The 20,533-nt window shown below is 67.8% G+C and carries 9 protein-coding genes and 3 pseudogenes; 8 read left to right on the forward strand and 4 right to left on the reverse strand.

Annotated elements, in window-relative coordinates; all coding sequences use genetic code 11:
- Positions 1-4: 4 nt before the first annotated feature.
- From OHA55_RS36240 to OHA55_RS36270, 8 genes and pseudogenes are all read left to right on the forward strand, one after another.
- Positions 5-1,036: a Wadjet anti-phage system protein JetD domain-containing protein gene (locus OHA55_RS36240; protein WP_266714744.1), complete on the forward strand. Its 1,032-nt coding sequence runs from the start codon at positions 5-7 to the stop codon at positions 1,034-1,036.
- Positions 1,037-1,597: 561 nt separating this feature from the next.
- Complete coding sequence (locus OHA55_RS36245) at positions 1,598-3,430, forward strand: ATP-dependent endonuclease (protein WP_266714746.1); 1,833 nt, start codon at positions 1,598-1,600, stop codon at positions 3,428-3,430.
- Positions 3,431-3,701: 271 nt separating this feature from the next.
- Positions 3,702-4,898 (forward strand): exonuclease SbcCD subunit D, encoded by a 1,197-nt coding sequence (locus OHA55_RS36250; protein ID WP_266714748.1) that lies wholly within the window; start codon positions 3,702-3,704, stop codon positions 4,896-4,898.
- A gap of 1 nt (position 4,899) precedes the next feature.
- Positions 4,900-7,908 carry an SMC family ATPase gene (locus OHA55_RS36255; RefSeq protein WP_266714750.1) on the forward strand — a complete coding sequence of 1,003 codons (3,009 nt, stop codon included), beginning with the start codon at positions 4,900-4,902 and terminating at the stop codon, positions 7,906-7,908.
- Between the two features lie 80 nt (positions 7,909-7,988).
- Positions 7,989-10,316, forward strand: a complete 2,328-nt coding sequence (locus OHA55_RS36260; protein WP_266714752.1) for a DEAD/DEAH box helicase — start codon at positions 7,989-7,991, stop codon at positions 10,314-10,316.
- 1,517 nt (positions 10,317-11,833) lie between these two features.
- The gene (locus tag OHA55_RS36635; RefSeq protein ID WP_353963498.1) at positions 11,834-12,550 is read left to right on the forward strand and encodes an endonuclease domain-containing protein; all 717 of its coding nucleotides are present in this window, start codon (positions 11,834-11,836) and stop codon (positions 12,548-12,550) included.
- 523 nt (positions 12,551-13,073) lie between these two features.
- Positions 13,074-14,237 carry a transposase gene (locus tag OHA55_RS36265; protein WP_266714758.1) on the forward strand — a complete coding sequence of 388 codons (1,164 nt, stop codon included), beginning with the start codon at positions 13,074-13,076 and terminating at the stop codon, positions 14,235-14,237.
- A gap of 16 nt (positions 14,238-14,253) precedes the next feature.
- Positions 14,254-14,610, forward strand: a pseudogene (locus OHA55_RS36270) (hypothetical protein).
- Positions 14,611-14,668: 58 nt separating this feature from the next.
- On the opposite strand, the gene OHA55_RS36275 reads toward OHA55_RS36270, so the two are convergent.
- From OHA55_RS36275 to OHA55_RS36290, 4 genes and pseudogenes are all read right to left on the reverse strand, one after another.
- Positions 14,669-14,854 carry a hypothetical protein gene (locus tag OHA55_RS36275; protein WP_266714754.1) on the reverse strand — a complete coding sequence of 62 codons (186 nt, stop codon included), beginning with the start codon at positions 14,852-14,854 and terminating at the stop codon, positions 14,669-14,671.
- Positions 14,855-15,161: 307 nt separating this feature from the next.
- Positions 15,162-18,662, reverse strand: coding sequence for an NACHT domain-containing protein (locus tag OHA55_RS36280; protein ID WP_266714756.1), 3,501 nt, complete (start codon positions 18,660-18,662; stop codon positions 15,162-15,164).
- 520 nt (positions 18,663-19,182) lie between these two features.
- Positions 19,183-19,572 (reverse strand): annotated as a pseudogene (locus OHA55_RS36285) (GNAT family N-acetyltransferase); the annotation flags it as partial.
- A gap of 69 nt (positions 19,573-19,641) precedes the next feature.
- Positions 19,642-20,070, reverse strand: a pseudogene (locus OHA55_RS36290) (radical SAM protein); the annotation flags it as partial.
- Positions 20,071-20,533: the final 463 nt, after the last annotated feature.

The following is a 20,533-nucleotide window of genomic DNA, read 5'->3' on the forward strand; positions in this document are numbered from 1 at the left end:
AGCCATGAGACTCGCCGCAGCACTGGAGGAATGGCCACGACGAACCCTCACCCTCACAGAACTCTGGGAAGTCTTCGCCATCGCCGACGCAGCCTCCGCGATGCGCCCCAGCCGCCGTACGGACCTCGCTGAGGCCATCGAAGCGCTCACCGCCGCAGGCTTGATCAGCTGCTCCCACACCAAGGACACCTCGGCGACCCCCGCGCTGCCGACCCGCCTCAAGCTGCCAGCCCCTCAACCCTCACCCACGGCCGCAGCAGCCGCCCAAGCGATAGCGTGGCGCCCGGAACTCGCCTGGGCCGCATCCGCTCGGCTCACGCTGGGACAGATTGGCACCCTGCGCTCAATCAACGACTGGCTGCGAGACTGCGGCCGCGACGACGACGTCGCACCACTGAGAGAACGATCTCTCGAAGTTCTCGGGCACGAGAAGCGTCTCGATGCTCTGCTCAACACCTCCCTGTTCGCGCCGGACCGACTCACGCTTGAACTCCTGCGCACCTTCAGGGCGCACCCGCCACTGTCGACCCGCAGGATCGGAGGCGGCCCAGTGCTTCTCGTAGTCGAGAACGCCGACACCTTCGACACCCTCACTCGCCTGCTGACTGCCAATCCCGGAGACGTCGGACGGGTTGCATGGGGAGCGGGGGCAGCGTTCGAAGCGTCGGTCGCCTCGGTCCTCGCCATGACGGAGGTACGCGCGATCGCATACTTCGGCGATCTCGACGCCGATGGCCTGCGAATCCCAGCCAGCGCACATCGAAGGGCAGCCCAGGAAGGGCTCCCTCCCGTACGTCCGGCGGCAGGTCTGTACCGGCTGTTGCTCGAGATCGGTGCGCCGCAGCCAGGACAGACGCCGGTGCCTCACGAAAAGGCCCTAGAACTCGCTGGCTGGCTCTCCGAACCGCTAGCAACGCGGGCCGCAGCGCTTCTCGCCGCCGGCTGCCGCCTTGCCCAGGAGGCGGTAGGCATGCGTGCCCTACAGGCACGCATCGAGGTGAGTGAGTGGGAGGACGGGCTCGCATCCCCGTTCTGATAAGGATGCGGCAGGATCAAGCGCACCGGCTTCTACTGCCAACCAGGAGCGCGGAGTGCTTCTGCGGCTCACGGGCCTGGGAGAACGCATCCCACTCTCGGAACCGGGGCAGAGCCTTCTCGGGACCCGAGCGGTCGATCGTCTGGTGTGCTGTTCGCCGCCTCGCGTGCCCTGCATGTCCACCTCAAGAGTCGACTGCGTGTTCCATCACATAGGTGCGGGCCGGTGGTGTCATGTCCGCTCGGCTTGCTGCGGCCTCGCGCGTGATTCCCCTATCCGGCGCCGTGGTCGAATCCAGGCCGACGATGCACCTCTGTCGATCTCGATCATGCGTGCGAATGGGGGTTTGCGTGAGTGCCTTGCCCTTGGGAAAGGGCGGTTCCCGCGGTGGTGGCGCGCGAAGCTACTCACCAGTTCAACTGACGCAAAACATACTGCAGTTATTCAACAGCACTTAATATGACGGCCTGTGCCAGTGGCACAGGCGCCTCATCAGCATCTGCGCTTGCCGCACGCCACACCTCTGTCCACCGCCGGACGGAGAGATACGGAGCAGCTCCCGTGTATCTCGACAGCTACTCCGCGCGCGGGTTCCGCTCCTTGGCTCACGTCGAGGACATTCCTGTCAGTCGGCCCACTGTTCTGGCCGGCCGTAACGACGGAGGCAAGAGCGCGGTGCTCACCGCACTGGCCTTCCTCCTCGGCGAGCACCGCCTGAGCGACGAGGACCGCACCTATGTGCAGGGCGAAGGGGACTCCAAAGGCCGGCGGTGCGCCGAAACCTGGGTAGAGGGCCGCTTCCGGCTGGATGCCGAAGAGCAGGACCGCAGCGGCCTGGGCGAGCACGTGCGCATCCGCCGGCGTTCGCCTCTGGGGGAGGCGGCGGCCTGTCTGGAGTACTTCGGCAGCCGGCCTGCCGACCCGAAACTGCGCGACCTCAACCAGCTCCTCAAGCCAGCCCTCGCGACCCTCGTCGCTGAGTACGGCCTGTCCCCGGCAGGAGCCCTCAAGGAATCCCTGCTGGCAGAACTCACGGCACACGCCAGGACCGTTCCCCAGGAACAGGGTTGGCAGCCGCTTCCCAAGATGCTCGAAGAGCGACTCCCGCGGCTCTTGTCGTTCGGAGGCAAACACCAAAGCCCCGACGCCGCCGTGCACACCGCTTTGAACAGCAGCTACAAGACTCACCTGGAAGACGAGACCCTCCAGGGCCGTGTCCGCGAGATCGAGCAAGAGATCAACCAGCGGCTGGAGAAGGAAGCCGACTCCCTGTGCCGTCACATCCGCCAGCACTGCGGCGAGTACGTCGAGGTCAACGTCAAGCCCATGGTCTCCTTCAGTGGAGGATTCAAAGGCGCCCCCCTGCACGTCTCCAGAGCCGACGGTGAACCGGTCGACCTGACGCGCGCTGGCCAGGGAAGCACCCGCCGCATCGCCCTGGCTGTTTGGGAATGGACCAGCAACATTCTGGAGAACGCCGAACTGGCCGCAACAGGAGAACCCGCAGCCACCCAGCCCACGCAGACCATCGTCGTCTACGACGAGCCTGACACCCACCTCGACTACCGCCACCAGCGCACGGTCATGGACATCGTCCGCAAGCAGTGCGCCCTGCCGCACGTGAACGTCATGGTCGCCACCCACTCGATGAACCTCATCGACGGCGTTGACATCGCCGACGTGGTCCACCTCAGCCTCGGACCGGGCGGCCGCACCGTCGTTGAACGCCTCAAAGACGACCAGCACGACGGGATCGACTTCCACCTCAGCCAGATCGCAGCATCACTGGGCCTGCGCAACTCTGTCTTGCTCCACGAACGCTGCTTCCTCGCCGTCGAAGGCGACACCGAGCAAAAAAGCTTCCCTCTGCTGTTCCGCCTGGCCCAGAACATGTCACTCCAGGCCGCGGGCATTGCCCTGTGGGGCTGTGAGAACAACGAGGGCGCCCTCCACCTGGCCAGCTACCTCATCAAGCACCAGCGCACCGTCATGCTGATGGTCGACGCCGACAGCCGCACCAACAAACTCTTCAAAGAAGAACGACTCCGACGAGCCGGTCTCGACCTCGAAAACCAGGTGTCCTACGTCGGCGAAGCCGAGGGCCACAACGAACTCGAGGAACTCTTCAGCAACGAACAGTGGACCACTGCCGCCAACGCCCTATGGCCCAAGCCGGCCCCCCTGACCTGGCACCCGGACGACTTCAAGGCACACCGCGACGGCAAGAAATTTAGCGCCGGCATCCTCGACATGATCAAAAAAGAAGCCGAAGACAACAGCCCCAACGGCAAACCCGCCATGGTCTATGGGCTTGCCACCACCCTCACTGTCCCCGGGGACGTGCCCCGCCAGCTGCGGGAAATCTTCACCCGCCTACAAGAACTCACTCACTGACCAGACGCCGGCCGCTGCGCCCGGCGCAAGAGCATGCGCTCTTTGCGCTGCTCGTCGGTCGGCGCCACCCACGCATGCCAGCCAACCGATTCCACCCACTGGCGGGCATGAATCCGGGCGTCGATACCACACCATCTGCACCCGCCTGGCGAGGGAACGCAGGCAGCACGAGCAGACCTTGGAGAGGGCATCTCTCCTCCTTCCCACGCCTCTTATCTTCCCTTCCGACACTGACAATCACGCTGAGTGACGAAGCTCGAGGTGTACGCGTATGAGGTTCCTCCACACATCCGACTGGCACCTGGGCCGACGATTCCATTCAGAAGACCTGGTACCCGCGCAGCGCGTTTTCCTCGACTATTTGGTCGACACCGCACGCACCGAGAACGTCGACGCCGTCCTGGTAGCCGGAGACATCTACGACCGGGCCATCCCCAGCCTCGACGCTGTACGCCTGTTCAATCACGCTCTGCACCAGCTCGCGGACCTGAACGTACCGATCATCATGATCAGCGGAAACCACGACTCCGCCCATCGCCTCGGCGTCGCCTCCGGCCTCCTGGCCCGCACCGGAATCCACCTGCGCACCGACCCCGCCACCTGCCACACCCCTGTCATTCTCGAAGACACCCACGGCCCCGTCACCGTCTACGGCACCCCCTACCTCGAGCCCTCGATGGCCCGCGCCCCGCTGGAAGCAGAAGCCGCCTCCCACCGCGCCGTACTGACCGCAGCCCTGGACCGCATCCGCACCGACCTCGCCACCCACCAGCCCGCCAACACCCGCTGTGTGGTCCTCGCCCACGCCTTCGTCACCCCCGGCACCGGACAGCCCGAAGAACGCGACAAAACCAAGGAGTCCACCAGCGAACGCGACATCACCGTCGGCGGCATCGCCCACGTAGGCGCCGACCTCTTCCACGGCATCGACTACGTCGCCCTCGGCCACCTCCACGGCGCCCACCACATCACCGACCGCATCCACTACAGCGGCTCCCCCCTGGCCTACTCCTTCTCCGAAGCCCGCCACACCAAAACGATCACGCTCGTCGACCTCACCCCTGGGGAAGCCCCCACCCTCACCCTCCGGCCCTGCCCCGTCCCACGCCGCCTGGAACGTGTCACCGGCTTCATCGACGACCTCCTGACCAACCCCGCCCACGAGCCGTTGACGGACGCCTGGCTCGAGGTCACCCTCACCGACACCGCCCTGCCCTTCGAAGCCATGGCCCGCCTGCGCCGCCGCTTCCCTCACACTGCCGAACTCAAGCACCGCCCCGCACACATCCCCGCACAGGCCACAAACACCACCTACAGCGAACGTATCCGCGGCCGCAGCGACCTCGACATCACCACCGACTTCATCCACAGCATGCGCGGCACCGACCCCACCCCGGACGAACACGCCCTGCTCCAGCAAGCCGTCGAAGCCTCCCGCATGAACGAACAGCAGAAGGAAACCGTCTGACATGCGCCTGCACACCCTGCACCTGCAGGCATTCGGCCCCTTCGCACGCACCCACACCATCGACTTCGACACCCTGTCCGCCGACGGCCTCTTCCTCCTCCACGGAGACACCGGCGCCGGGAAAAGCACCGTCTTCGCCGCCATCTGCTACGCCCTCTACGGCAAACCCCCCGGCGACCGCGACCTGCTGCTGCGCAGCCACCACGCCCCCGCAGACCTCCTGACCGAAGTCACCCTGGACGTCACCCTCGCAGGCCGCCGCCTGCGCATCCGTCGCATCCCCACCCAGATGCGACCCAAGCGATCCGGCACAGGCGAGACCCCCCAAAAGCCCGAGACCTACCTCAGCGAGTGGACCACCGACACCACCGGCCAGGGCCACTGGGAAGCAGCCAGCAAATCCCACCAGGAAGCCTCCGCCGAGATCACCGACTTGCTGGGCATGAGCCGCGACCAGTTCTGCCAGGTCGTCCTGCTGCCCCAGAACGAATTCACCAAATTCCTCCACGCCGACGCCCACGGCCGGCGCGAACTCCTCGGGAAACTCTTCCGCACCCACCGCTTCTCTTTCATCGAACGCTGGCTCAACGACCACAGCCGCACCACCGAGAAAAACCGCGACACCGCCCGCGCCGACGTCCTTCGCCTGGCCGAACGCATCCACCAGGCCGCCGGAAACGACCTCTCGACCGAACACACCGCACCCACCCCCGAAGACCCCCACACCCTCACCGAGCCCGCACAGACCTGGGCCCAGGACCTCCTGCACACCAGCCACACCCACCACGACACAACACTCCAAGCAGCCGCAACAGCCAAAGTCCACCTGACCAAACAGCAGACCCTCGAAGCCGCAGCACGCGAACTCCACCAGCAACAAGCCAGCCACACAGACGCCCGGCGACAGCTCGACCTGCTGCAGGAACAAAAACCACACCAGGACACCCTCCTGCAGCGCCGCGACCAGGCTCGCCGCGCCCAGCAGGCAGCCCCCCAGCTACATGCCGCCGAGACCGCAGCAGGCGACTACGCCGACGCCCAGCGCGCCGAACACAGCGCCCGCAAGCTCCTGCTGCCCCAGCACGCGGACCTGGACACCGACCAGCTGGAAGCCATCGAGCACACCACCCGGGACGAAGCCGCCGTCCTTACCACACTCATCCCCGAAGAAGACACCGTCCACCGGCTGACCACCCAGCTGGAGCGCATCGACGCCGAACGGCAGGACTTCGCCACCCAGCAACGAACCTCCCAGGACTGGCTCGACGCGGAGTCCGACAAGCGCCACAACCTCGAGACACGACGCGAAACCGCCCGCCAGGCCGAACAAGAAAGCCGCCGTCACCACGACGCCCTGGACAGCCTCAACACACGTATCGAGGCCGCCAAGCGCCGTGACACTCACCTTGCGAAAGTCGCCAAGGCCGAACAGCGCCTGACAGACGCACAACAGACCGCCACCTCCTCCGGCCACGCCTACCTCGACATCCGCCGCCGGCGCACCGAAGGCATGGCCGCCGAACTCGCCGCCACCCTCACCGACGGCGCTCCCTGCCCGGTCTGCGGATCCTGCACCCACCCGGCCCCCGCCTCCGCCCAGGACGGGCAGCCCACACGCCAGGACGAACAGGACGCCGAAGCCGCCCACCAGCAGGCCAACGCCACTCGGGACGCCGCCGCAGTCGCCCTGCACGACCTGCGAGAACAGGCAGCCACCGCGACCGGTGAAGCGGGCGACACCTCACTGACCGCCCTGCAGAGCCAGCACACCGCTCTCAACACCGCCCTGGTCGACGCCCTGGCCCGTGCCGCCGACCAGGGCGCCGTCCAAGAAGAACTCCGCGCACTCGACACCGAGCACACCCACCACACCGGGCAGCACCGCACCGCAACCGCTGGCCTGTCCGCCCGCGACACCGACTACGACAACCTCACCTTGCAACTCGCCGAGCTGACCACCAAGCTCACCACAGCCCGCGGCACCCACTCCACCGTCGCCGCCCGCGCCGCCGAACTCACCCGCATCGCCGACCGTCTCAAAGAAGCCGCCCACGCATCCCGCACCCTCGCCGCCGCAGCCCAGACCCTCACCGATCGCACCGAACAGGCCGTCCTCGCCGCGAAAGACCAGGGCTTCGACACCCGGGCACTTGCCCAGCAGGCCCTCCTCGGCGATCAAGACCTGCGCGCCATCGAGGCAGAGATCACCCAATGGCGCGAGAACTGCGCCGTTCACACCGCGGTCCTAAAAGACCCGGCATTGCAAAAGGCCGCCTTTCAGCCCCCCGCCGACCTTGCCACCGCCACAGCAGCGCGCGATGCGGCAGACGAGCAGCACGCCGCCGCAGCAGCCGCCGCCAGCGCCGCCCACACCCGCACCCAAGACCTCACCACCCTGGCCGCCGATCTCGAAACCGCCGTCCAGCGCCTCAAGCCGCTCGAACAGGCCCACAGCACCGCACGCCACCTGGCCGAACTCGTCACCGGAAACTCAACCAGCGCCCGCGTCCGAATGCAGCTCGAAGCCTACGTCCTGGCCGCCCGCCTCGAAGAAGTCGTCACCGCTGCCAACACCCGCCTGAGCATCATGTCCGAAGGCCGCTATACCCTCGCCCACTCCGACGACCAAGCCGCCCGCGGCGCCCGCTCCGGCCTCGGCCTGGAGATCACCGACTCCTGGACCGGCCGCCCCCGCAAAACCGACACCCTCTCCGGCGGTGAGTCCTTCTTCGCCTCCCTCTCCCTGGCCCTCGGACTGGCCGACGTCGTCACCCACGAAGCCGGCGGCAACCCCCTGGACACCCTCTTCATCGACGAAGGCTTCGGCACCCTCGACGAAGACACCCTCCACAAAGTCCTCGACGTCCTCGACTCCCTGCGCGCCCACGACCGCACCGTCGGCGTCATCAGCCACATCCCCGAACTACGCCGCCGCATCCCGCACCGACTCCACGTCCGCAAGAACCCCACCGGCTCCACCCTCGCCCACCTGACCGAAGCAGCCGAATAGCCTGACACCCACAGAGCAGAGAGCCCAGGGAACCCGTCCCCTCTGCAACGCCTGGCCGACCCAGTTGGAGCGGTACCCCCATGCCAGAGATCGCGCTGCGTCCGCACCAGCAGGAAGCCGTCACTGCCGCCGTCAAAGCACTGCACACCCGCTCCCGGGCCACCGTGGTCGCGGCCTGCGGTACAGGCAAAACCCTCATCGCCGCCCGCACCACAGCCCGCCTGGCTCCACACGGCAGGACTCTGGTCCTGCTGCCGACCCTGGACCTGCTGTCCCAGACGGCCCGCTCCTGGAACACAGCGGGCCGTAAAGGAAGGGCGGTCGCCGTCTGCTCGGCACGACAGGCCACCGACCACACCCCGGCAGGCAACCTGCCCATGACCACCAGCCCCGCCGAACTCACCGCCCTCACCACCGGCCAAGAGGGGGAGCCGGTGACCGTCTACGCCACATACGCCTCCCTGCCCGCCATCGTCACCGCCCACCAGGCCCACGGCCTACCCGCCTGGGCCCTGGTGGTCGTCGACGAGGCCCACCGCACTGCTGGCCGTCTCGGCAAAGCCTGGGCAGCCGTCCACCACGACGACCAGATCCCTGCCCACCACCGTCTCTACCTCACCGCCACCCCCCGCATCTGGGACGCCGACGCAGACGCCGACCAGAACGGAACAGCCGAGACCGTCGCGTCCATGGACGACGAGTCCCTCTTCGGCCCTGTCGCCTACCGCCTCACGCTCTCCGACGCCATCGACCTCGGACTGCTCGCCGACTACCAGATCCTCGTCCCCGTCATCGAAGACACCACCCTGCGCGACTGGCTCGCCACCGGCCCCGGCGCCGGCGTCGACGGTCTACGCCTGGCCGGCCGCCAGGTCGCCGTCCTCAAAGCCATCCACGACCACAAACTGCGCCGCGTCCTGACCTTCCACCACCGCGTCCAAGACGCTCGCGCCTTCGCCACCACGCTCCCCGACACTGCCGCCGCCCTCCCCACCGACCTGCAGCCCGACGGCCTGTGGTCACAGTGGATCAGCGGCACCCACCCACCCCGCGTCCGCCGCCGCATCCTTCTCGACTTTGCCGCCCACACCCACCCCGAACAACCCGCCGTCCTCGCCAACGCCCGCGTCCTTGGCGAAGGAATCGACGTCCCCTCCATCGACGCCGTCGTCTTTGCCGACCCCAAGAACAGCCCCGTCGATACCGTCCAGGCCGTCGGCCGCGCACTTCGCCAGCAACCCGGAGCCGGGAAGAAAGCCACCCTGATCGTCCCCGTCTACCTAACCCCCGACGAAGACCCCGACGATCTTCTTAGCGCCGACGCCTACACCCCCCTGTGGCGCACCATCCAGGCTCTCCGCGCCCACGACAGCCGCCTCGAGGCTCGCCTCGCCGACCCCCGTACCCACCGCCCCACCCTCACCGGCGAACCCGGCCACTGGCTCCACTTCGAGCGCCCCACAGGGGCCGACGAAGTCGCCCTTGCCCTCACTCTGCGCGTCCTCAAACCCAAAAGCGCCGAATGGCGCCGCGGCCTGGCCGCCGCCCGCCGCTACCACCGCACCCACCACCACCTCGACATCCCCCAGACATACGAGGACCCCGTCGGCTATCCACTCGGCCGATGGCTCACCTGGCAACGCCACCTCCACACTCAAACCGCTCTCGACACCACCCGCACCCACGCCCTCGAACAACTCGGCATCATCTGGAACCCCCGCCAACAAGCCTGGGACCGCGGCTTCACCCACGCAGCTGCCTACGCCACCACCCACGGACACCTCGCCGCCCCCGTCGACCACCACGACCCCGAAACCGGCTTCGCCCTCGGCCGCTGGCTCGCCACCCAACGCAAACGAGCCGACCAGCTCACCCCCGCCCGCACCCAGGCCCTAGCGGACCTCGACCCGCACTGGAACCCGCCTTGGCCCTTGACCTGGCAACGCAATTACCACACCGCAAAACGCCACCACGAGGCCGGCCACGCGCTCACCACCATCCCCCGCACCTTCGCGACCGACAACGGTATCCGTCTGGGGCAATGGCTCCACACCCAACACCACAAGCCACCCACCCATCCAGACCAGATCAACCTCCTGACCACCCTGGGCCTGCACACCGCCAGTGCACCCGCCGTCTCAACGGGTCCGATCACGCCGTCCACGCGGGAGCGGAACTTCCAACGCGGACTCGACGCAGCGCAGTCGTTCCGGGAACGCAAAGGCCATCTCGACGTGCCACAGCGCCATGTCGAAGACCTGCCCGACGGCACAGTGGTGCGTCTGGGGCTATGGCTCACTAACACCCGACGTCGATGGCACAGCCTGCCCCCTGAACGCCGCAAAGCACTTGCCAGCATGGGGATTCAGCCCCCGTGCCCGCCTGCCGAGCCCCAAAAACGAGGTTGACGCTACGTGCGGACACCGCCTCACAGCCGAGAGGCGAGTCCGGAAGTATGGTGCGGCTCTGACCCACCCACACCTCGCGCAGATAGGCCAGCAGTCAAACGCCAGTGCGCCACACTTTCAGGAGCCGCCCCGGCCCGAGATCTCCACCAACGCCGTGTTCCATCCACGCCAGAGCCGCCAATGTCACACCTGCCCCCTATCGTTCCGAGAATGATGCACAGCGCCGCCTCCAGAGCCCGACGCACACGCTGCGGCCAGGAAACGAGCCCTGAATACCGAGGCGGAAACCGACGATGACCCTCTGTGACTTCGAGGGCTGCGGGCGACCCTCACGCGCCAAGTTCGGAGGCCTGTGCGCCGGTCACTACACACAGCGCAACATGGGCCAGCCGCTGCGGCCCTTGCGCCACGTACGCAGACCTGAAGCGGCCAAGCCTCCCTGCTCCTTCAGTACCTGCTCGAACCTCAGCCGTGCTCAGGGCCTCTGCGGCGGCCACTACGCCCAAGCCAGAGCCGGTAAACCGCTGACCCCGCTCAGAACCCGGCGCCCTAACGGACCGGCTCCCTCCCAGTGCGACGTCGACAACTGCACCCGGCCTCACCATGCCGGCGGCTTGTGCCGCCCCCATCACAGACAACGCGCCAACGGGGAAGACCTCCAAGTGCCCTCCCCTGACAGTCCGGTGTGCCGCTTCCCCACCTGCACACAGAAGGCCGTTGCCCGCGGACTGTGCAACGGGCACTACATGCAAGAAGCAACCGGAAGGCCCCTGGCGCCACTGCGCGAGCGAACGGTGAACAACCCGGCCACGTGCACATTCACCGACTGCGACCGGCCGTATTACGCGAAACTGCTGTGCCGCTCGCATTACACCCAGCAATGGCGCAACGAACCTCTGCGACCGCTGCTCCTGGACGACAGACCCGAGCACGAGCGTCCCGAGCACTGCACATTCCCAGCCTGCCAACGCCCATGCAAGGGACGCAGCGGACTGTGCAACGGGCACTACACACAACGCCAGCGCGGACAAGACCTCCGCCCTCTGGGCACCTTCACACCCGCCGGCACTCGACGAGACCCCTGCGCCTTCCCCGGATGTGACAAACCATCCAAGACCCAGCAATGGTGCACCGGCCACTACACCCAGGCACTACGCGGCCAGGAAATGCGCCCGCTGCGCGTCAAGCAAGCTGAAAGCCCGTGCGGTTTCGAGGGATGCTCCCGACATGCGCGAACCGCTGGCCTGTGCGGCGCCCATTACTCGCAAGGCCGAAGGGGCCCCATGAGACCCCTGCCGGTGCAACCGTCCACCCAGTGCAGTTTCGAGGTGTGCGACCTTCCGGCCGAGGCCCGAGGGCTCTGCTCGGCTCACTACAGCCAGGACCGCGCGGGCCGACCCCTGACCGCCTTGAAGAAACCCGCAGACCGAAACTGCTCCTACCCGGGCTGCAACAAGCACGCCACCACCCGAGGCTGGTGCCCGGGCCACTACACCCAGCACCGCCAGGGACGCGACATGCGCCCTCTCCACATCCCCGGTCAACTCTGCACCTTCGAAGGCTGCAACAAGCCCCAGGACACGCGCGGATGGTGCAGGGCGCACTACACACAATCCCAGAGAGGCGATGAACTGAAGCCGCTGCAGGAGCCCAAGATCGCTTGCACCTTCGAAGGATGCGACAGACCACACCTAGCCCAGGGGCTGTGCCGCGCCCACTACACGCAACGCCGCAAAGGACGTGACCTGCAGCCTGTCCGCAGCGTCCGTGATCCCCAGTACCTTGCCCAACTGCGGGAACAGGGCACCAGCGAATGCAGAGCCTGCGCCAGAATCCTTCCGGTCGAAGCATTCAAAGTGCGTGGAGACGGCCTACCACAGCCGTACTGCCCCTCCTGCGCATCCCTGCGGAGTCAGTCGAAAAAGTTCAACGTCACCGTTGAGTTCCTTACTCAACTTGCCCAGGCACAGGACGAGGCCTGTGCCATCTGCCGTATCCCCAAGGGACAGACTGCGTGGCACTTGGACCATGATCACCGCTGCTGTCCTGGTCAGGAGAAATGCGGTAGCTGCGTCCGCGGCCTGCTCTGCCATGCGTGCAACACCCGGGGGCTTGCTTGGTACGAACAACTCCCCGACCACCTGCGCACGTTCAAACTCCTCGATGACTACCTGGATAAACCGCCAGCCAAGGTACTGCAGAGCACCAGGAGTCGACCCCGAGGGGAACTCTGACTGACTCAAGGAGGTCTGGTGGGTCCCTTGCCGGCGGGCGGGAACCATGTGAAGGACCCGCGGATGACCGCCGGCCTTCGGGCAGCGTCCCCCGACATCGCCCAGCGCTCAGGTTGGTGCTTTGCGCTCTCCGCTTTCGCGGTGGCCCTTGATTGTGGACGAGCATGAGGCCGGCCGGACGCGGGCACAGCTCGCGTGCTTCAAGACGACCACTGCCAGTGCTCGCCCAAATCGAAGGTGCCATAGGGCGCCTACGTCTTGATATCGAAGGTAGACAAGGGGTTCTGTCGCGTAATTTCAGGAATCAACTCCGCTCCCGGCCGGCGGCAGCGATCTTGCGGAGCCAGCGGATGAGGAGGCAACAGGCCCACGACGACGGGATCGTCAGTCCCGGTAGACCAGGCGATCAGGCTGACAAGGAGGAGCGAGAAACCGCCGAGGGCGTGGCCACGCTGACCGCACTGCTTGCCCATGCCCTCGCCCCATCGGGTTCGGCCTGGAGGCGGAAGTCAACCAGTAGTACATAGCCGAGTTGGCGGCGGAGACGGACGGGCGCGGGCATCGCCTGGTGGTCCGCAACGGCCGCCACCGGCCCCGGACGGTGGCGACCGCGGACGGCCCGGTGGAGGTGACTGCGCCGCGGGTGAACGACCGCCGCGTCGATGAGGCTACCGGCGAACGGAAGCGGTTCTCCTCGAAGATTCTGGCGCCGTGGTGCCGCAGGTCACCCAAGGTTTCCGAGGTCCTGCCGCTGCTCTACCTCCACGGTCTGTCCTCGGGGGACTCCGTGCCGGCGTTGGAACAGTTCCTCGGCTCGGCCGCCGGGCTGTCGCCGGCAACCGTGACCCGGCTGACAAAGCAGTGGGGCGACGACCACACAGTCGTGCGTGATCAGCTCGGCGCGCTGGTCGACGCACTCAAGACGTCCCACCGGCCCGGCGTCCTGTGCGAGGCCGCCGTCGACCTCTTCCAGCTATCCGGCGAGCTCGCGTTCGACAGCAACCGGTACACCGACGCCGCAGCCGCCTACACGCTCGCCGCGTCGGCCACCAGCAACGCCCGCTCATATGACCTGTGGGCATGCGCGCTGGTGCGCCACGCCTACGTGGGCGTCTACGGGCGCCGGTACCGCGAGGCCGCCGAGATCCTGGAGGTAGCCCGGCGGGTCGCGCTGCGGGGCGACAGCGCACTGTCCACACGGCATTGGGTGGCGGCCGTCCAGGCCGAGGCGTATGCGGGCCTCGGCGACTTCGACGCGTGCGAGAGGGCGCTCGATGAGGCTCTACTCGTCGTCGACCTGGGCGACGGCGCCCATAACGGCGGATGGTTGCGGTTCGACGGCTCCCGGTTGGCCGAGGAGCGCGGGGCCCGCTACGTGCAGCTCGGTCGCCTCGACCTCGCCGAGACTGCACTGAAGAGCGCCCTGGAGTCGGCTGACCTGACGCAGGGACAGTCGTTCCGCCGGCGGGGCGCCGTGCTCGTCGACCTCGCGTCGATCGGGGCGAGACGGCATGACGCTGAGCAGGTAGCGGTGTACGGGACTGAAGCTCTCCAGCTCGCTCGTCAATCCGGATCCGGATACGTCGCCCATAGACTCCAGGCCCTGCACGCTGATCTCACCGACCTGGGCCGGGATCGCCGCGTTGCCGACCTACGCGCCGAGATCAGCGATTTGTGCACCACATGACGAGAGGGGACCAGGGATGAGCGAGGGCGCGAAGGTGTTCCGCGAGGCGTGGATCGCAGGGGTGCGCGAGCACTTCCCCGGCGAGCCGAAGGCTGGATACGTGACGCCGTGGGAGGACACCCCCGACTGGGAGCGCGCGGCCGCGGGCGCCGTCTTCGAGCAGGTGCGGCAGTTCCTGGACTTGTCCGCCGGTCACGCGTCGAGGTTGTCCCGTGAGCAGAAGGGGCGGTTCGTCGCCACGTGCTGGACGGCGCAGATGTAGCGGCACTTCGAGGACCCGAAGCCGGGATACGTGGCGGACTGGCCCGACCTGCCGTCCTGGCAGCAGGAGACCGACGCGGACATCTTCGAGGCCATCGAGAAGCTGGCCTAGCGTCCCGTAGACGGCGGCTCGTTCCTCCGGGGGAGGGCCGCTGTTTCTTCCCGGGCCGCTACTTGCTTCTCTCGTAGTGCCAGAACGAGCGCGCTGCCTGCGCCTGGCGGAGTTGGGACACGCCGTCGGCGAGGAGTGCGTGCGTGGCCGTGGACCGGGGCACCGGGTCAAGGCGTGGCGAGTTGGAGGCCACCTGCGCCTGGTGCACGAGGTCGACCGTCGTCTGTAGGGGCGGCGTGGACATTGGTGCGGTGCCACTGATCGCGGCTCGGCTCCCCGTGCGGCGTAGTGTTCTCCACGGCCTGCGCCAGCGCGCCCAGGGCCTCGTCAAGGGGGGTGCGTTCATGAAGACGTTAGCGTCACCGGGGTCTTTCACCTCTTCCAGGTGCTGAGCAAGCCAGCCGCCCTCCACAGTGACGTAGATCTCGCCTAGTAGCTCGTCCCAGTCGAGCGCAGCAGGTCGAGCCGAGGCGCTGCGGCAACCGGCATCGGCGCGGCCTGGTGCACCGACCCCGCCCGCCCGCTTCCCTATCGGCACGCTGGTTAGCCCCTCAAGGCTGCGGTCGCATACCGTCGTCGCACCCGTGACAGTCCTCGGTGTCGAGGTCCTGGACCGTCCGGCAAAGGTCGCAGCTCCAGTGTGTCGGGGCGGGCGTGACCTGATCCGCGTCTTTTGGACGGACCGACAGGTCGGCGTCCTGGCGCAGCGCTTCTTTGAACGAACCGTTGGGGTCGAGACTTGGTACGGCGGAGATCACCATCCTCGCTGCCCATCGGTGGTCCGCCGACTGCGAGGATGCGGCCCGTGCCAGGAGCGAGGCGCGCCGATCGCCCGAGGTCATGATGGCGACGGCGTGGAACAGACCCGCCCGAGGGCGAGGCCAGTGGGTCATGTCCCTGTCGAACAGCTCATGACCGTCCCACGGAACCCGGCGTCCATCCAGGTTGATCAGCACATTCGCTGCCGGCCGTGCCATCCAAGAAGAGCTGGCTTCCAGGCATGCCAGCAACACCGTCTGCTGGGCATCGGTGAGGACCTGCCCAACATCTGGGAGCAGTGAGGGCTTGTCCAGAGGCGGTGTGCTCACAATGAGCCATTCGTCCAGCAAGGAATCGGGCGTGGTGATCTTCTGGAGGTGACGAGCCTGGGCGGCCACGGCCGCCTTGTCGATCCCGTACGCGTCTGCCGTCGCGTCGAGCCACGCCCGGCGCTCCGCCGTGCTGTCGTCAGTGAAAGCGCGAGCGATCTCGCTGGCCGGGGAACTGGAGTAGCTGGTAGCCGCGAGAAGGTCGCCGAGGGCGGTGAATGACCAGAAGCCCTCGTCCATGGGCTCCGGGCACGGGCCGTGGAGCGATGCGAGGTCGGAAAGGAGCGCCGCTCTGTCGTCTCGCGCGCCGGACATCCAGTCCTGTAGCCCGGCGGCAATGTCCCGCCAACGCCGAGGCGTGGCGAATCCCGCGCGCGACAGTGCAGCGTAGATCCTCTCGGCGACGTGCCCCGGCGCATGCATCGCGATGTCGAACACGCGCACGCCTGCGCCGTCGGGAAGCTCACTGAGATGCTCGGCCGCGCGCAGGGCGACCTGTTCCAGCCCTGGCGTGAGGGGACCTCCACCGACCATTTCCCAGCTACGGCGCCCTTTCCGCACCATTTCGGGATCCTTCGGCAGGGGAATCGCCAGTACCGCACGGACCACCTCGAGTTCCGTCCCGCTCAAGGGGGACGCGTCCGTGCGGGCGTCCGTCAGTGCACACAAGGCCAGGGCAATCGACGTGGCAGTACCGTCGAGCTCGGACAGGCCCAGGAGGTCAGCCCGGCGCTGCCGCGACGCCGACGGCAGGGCCAGCAGACATGCGGCCTCCACAAAGGGCCAGAGTCCCTCCTCGCGCGTCTTGTCCCACAGCGCCGGGAAAAGCTCCGGAGGCTTGCCGGGGCCGCGTGGAGGGATCGCCTCGCCCGCGAGTGCCCCGAGAGCTCCGTCGGTCAACTGGCCCAGGGCCCGCTCCGTTTTGCTCTCGGAAAGGGCCAAGACACCACGCTCTGCGAGATCAGCCACCATAAGGGTGGCTTCCCGCCGTATCTCGCCGACATCGAGCAGAGCCCCGACCGTTCGGGGATCGAGTCCGGCGGCGAGCGCGATTGCGCCGTCCGAATCCGTGTGGACGAGCGCATTGCGCAGCCACTCCAGCAGCTCTGCGTCCCCGCACGACCGCGCCCACATGGCCGTAGCGATCTCAGCGAAGACCTTGCTGCGGGCGGTGAGTTCATCCGCGCCGTTCACCACGAACACCGCGACGTGCTCGTCCCAGAACCGGAGCACGTGCTCCGCTGCCTCGCTGGCCGCAGCAAAAGGCATGGCCCAGCGCAGAGGGTCCCTCAGCATGCCGGACAACGACTCAAGGGCGCGCCCGGCTGGCGGGGTCGCCTCGCCGTCAAGTAGCCGTCCGAGCGTGACGAACCCGTCAAGGAGCATGGCCGTCGTCAGCGCCGGCGCCCAAGGCCGGGCTGACGCGAGCGGCCCCCGCAACCGCTCCTTCTCCCACCGGTGCACAGACTCTTCCACCGCGCGGTGCAACAGCGCTGCACGCCCCTTGGGGAGGTCGACGTCGGGCGCGTTCGCACAGACGAGAGCAAGCAGAGCGGCAAGCAGCGGCACCGAAAGCAGATGCGCGTGCTCCTCCCTCGCACCCTTGATCCAGGCCCGTCGCGTGGCCAGGAAGGCCGCTCGATCCGGCCCGGGAATCCGTGCCTCGGCACAGGCGACGAGGATTCTGTCGACCGTCGCACCCAGATCCTGTGGAGGCGCGAGCTCGACGCGGGGCAGGCCGAGCCGGGCCGCGGCCCCTTGCGCGTTCGCCCGGGTCGTCACCACAAACCCGCAGGAGGGAGGCAGCGACGTGAGGATCTCTTCGAGCTGCTGCGCGACCCAAGGGGCGTGCGCCCCGCATTCGTCGAGCCCGTCGCAGAGGATCAGCGCGTGCCCCCGGCCGATCTCCTCGTGGAGGAACGCGGCGAGCGGCGCCCGGTCTGTGTCCGGCGCATGGCTGGCCGCGGCGGCGTCGACCAGGCCGTCGACGGTCAGGCGTCCCGGCTGCGCCTTCAGCAGACGCGGCAGCGACACGGGGATCGGGACGGGTGCGTCGGCGTGGCCGGCGCAGTGGGCTGAGATCTCCCGTACCGCCACGGACTTGCCCGAGCCCGGTTGCCCCACGATGAGCATGCGGCGCCAGCGCCGCAGGCGGTGGAGGAGGAAGTGGGAAGTCCGCTCGCCCTCCGCGTCGATCTGGAGCCCGCCGATGAGGTCGTCAACGATAAGGGGTGGCAGGTCATCGGCGAGCAGGCTGAGGTCGATCCGTCCCGTATCCGCCGTGAGCCGGGTGCGGTACGCGCTGACGGCGTTCTGGCGGGAGGCCAGGCGCATCGCCGCTGGGCCTCCCGGGTCCGGGAACACGGTTACTTCAGCGGCGGCCAGGGCTGCGACCCACTCCTCGGCGGAGCTCCCGAGCGCTTCGCCCGCCTGCCGGTGGAAGAAGTCGGCCAGGGCACTCACGGCTTGGGGCGCCCGCTCGTCCGCGACGACGAGGTCCATCAGGGCCGCCAGGAGGGCGCGGTGCGGTGCCGGTCCGGTCGATCCGGGCAGATGGAGGACACGTGCCCGGTCGAGGACGAGCCCGCTGACCGCCTGTGGAAGCCGGTCGGTGAGGAGCGCGAGGGCCTTGGACTCGTCACCAGTCTCCATGGGCAGGCCCGCACGATGGCGTCGCAGAGCCCGGCTGAGGTTCTTCACATCGCCGACGAGTTCCTCGCCGGCGATGACCAGAAGATCGTCGGGACCGAGCGTCGGGACCTGGTCCACCCACCCTGTTAGCGTCTCTTCCAGAGGACGCCCCCGGTCGATCTTCCGCTTCGCGGACACGTAGGCGCGACGCCCGTCGGAGAAGGTGACACGGATGTCGTCGGTCGGGTCGCTGGTCTCGAAGTCCAGCCGGACGGGCCACACGTCTGCCGGCAGGCCCAGCCCCTGCACCGGACGGCTACGGAGCCCGTGCACGGCCAGGTGCGTGGCCAGCTCGCACCGAAAGACACTGCCGACCTCTCCAGCCTGCCCTGCCCTACTCACTCCGACCGCACCCCCGCCCGACCCGCAATTGCGTGCCCCGGACCTCCGATGGAGCACCGCCTCATGCTAAGGCGTCACACAGAGGGACCAGGATGATGCGCGGCTGGGCGACTCAGCCCTCATGGCCTCGCCCCGGGACAGTCCGATACCGCGATGCACGGGCGAGTCAAGAATTTGACGATCAGAATGAACAAGACAAGCACCACGCACGGCACAGGCGGACGCTCCCGGCACTGGGCCCGTGGCATTACCCAGCGCTCAGCTTCTGCCCCGTGGCCTGTGTCTTTTGCTTTCGCGGTGGTCTTTGAAGGCGGACGGGCAGCGGGCTAGGCGGACGCGGGCACGTCCCGCAACGGGGCCCGAGCAGGGGTAGCTGGGCGCCTGGGCGGAGACAGCCTTGGTCGCGGCACCGGTCCTGCGGGCGGTGGACGAGTCGGGTGAGAGTAAGCGTCTACGCCTGTGTGGTGTGGGTGAAGCCGAGAGAGGTGAGTCCTTCTGCTTGGCACAGCCTGTCGGAGGGGCCGTCGACCTCTGTCTGGAGGAGCTGGTATGCGGCGCCGTGGGACTGGCCCCAATGCATCGCGGCCCGCCACAGGATGGGTCCGAGGCCCTGTCCTCGGGTCTCGGGCAGGACGGCGAAGTACTGGGGCGTGAGTTGGGGGCGCCCGATGGTATCTGGGAGCACCTCCATGGGGCCGATCGCGCCTACGATGCGGTTCTCGACGGCGGCGGCAAGGACCGGGCCGCACTGGCGGGCCTGCATCTGGGTGTGGAGGAAGGCCAGGCCATCGCTGGCCATGGCCTGGGCGAACGGGGCGAAGGTCTCCTGTACGGCGGCCGGCGACGGGCGGTGCCGCGCGGCGGGCCGAGGTCGGCGGGCTGGGGAGGATGGTCACCGGTACGGGCGGGGTCATGAGGCGTTCTCCTTGTCTCCGTGTTGGCAGTAGCTGTGCAGCGGCGCCTTGGCCTCCTGGTAGTGCTTGGCCAGGGGGCGGCAGACCCGGCAGGTGCCGGACAGGGCGCAGCCCTCGCACCCACCGGTGCGAAGCATGAGGCGGTCGGCGATGGTGCCGAGCCGGGTGAGGCCGGCGATGCCTTCGGCGATGAGGTCGATTTGGTCGTCGCGGCCGACCTTGCAGATCGAGACCTTGGCGTGGGGGTCGGCGTGGAAGAAGGTGTGTCCCGCGTTGCAGCCGGCGAACGGCTTGCGCTGGCGCAGGTGGGCGGCGGACTGGGCGAGGAGCGGCTCTCCGCCGCCGTAGATCGTGGGCGTCATGTTCGTGTACGCGTGGTTCTCGACGTTCCACTCGTCGGCGAGGGTGGCCATCTCGTCGGCTTCGAAGTCCCGCTCGATACTCCAGCCGGGCCCTACGGAAACCTCAACACGCACTTTTGGGCCCCACCCATGAACAGGACGAGGATCACAGGGCCCCCAACCCACACCCCGTGCCACCCAGTTCATCTCCCCGTCAGGGGAGAGCACCAAATCAAATGACTGCCCAACAAACCCATACGACATCAGAGCGCCGGCAGGCGCCCCATAAACACCCCTTCCCGACAGGGAAGGGGGAGCCCCCACGAACCCGTCATGCCATCAGGCATGACACACCACCACCCTCCGGCCGCCAGGCCGGAGCTGACGACAGCCTACGTTGGGCCGCCAGGCCCAACCCTTTCCCAACCCTGGCTCCCGTCAGGGAGCCGGCCCACCAACCCCCGTCATGCCGCCAGGCATGACGCCGCGCCAGTCTCCCGCCGTCAGGCGGGAGTTGGGCCGCCAGGCCCAACTTAAGAGCCTTCAG

Origin of the sequence: Streptomyces sp. NBC_00102 (genome assembly GCF_026343115.1) — a bacterium.
Classification (GTDB): Bacteria; Actinomycetota; Actinomycetes; order Streptomycetales; family Streptomycetaceae; genus Streptomyces.

Coding starts and splice junctions, on each gene's coding strand:
- OHA55_RS36240 (WP_266714744.1), top strand. CDS start 5: ATGAGACTCGCCGCAGCACTGGAGGAATGGCCACGACGAACCCTCACC.
- OHA55_RS36250 (WP_266714748.1), top strand. CDS start 3,702: ATGAGGTTCCTCCACACATCCGACTGGCACCTGGGCCGACGATTCCAT.
- OHA55_RS36255 (WP_266714750.1), top strand. CDS start 4,900: ATGCGCCTGCACACCCTGCACCTGCAGGCATTCGGCCCCTTCGCACGC.
- OHA55_RS36260 (WP_266714752.1), top strand. CDS start 7,989: ATGCCAGAGATCGCGCTGCGTCCGCACCAGCAGGAAGCCGTCACTGCC.
- OHA55_RS36635 (WP_353963498.1), top strand. CDS start 11,834: ATGCGCCCTCTCCACATCCCCGGTCAACTCTGCACCTTCGAAGGCTGC.
- OHA55_RS36275 (WP_266714754.1), bottom strand. CDS start 14,854: ATGTCCACGCCGCCCCTACAGACGACGGTCGACCTCGTGCACCAGGCG.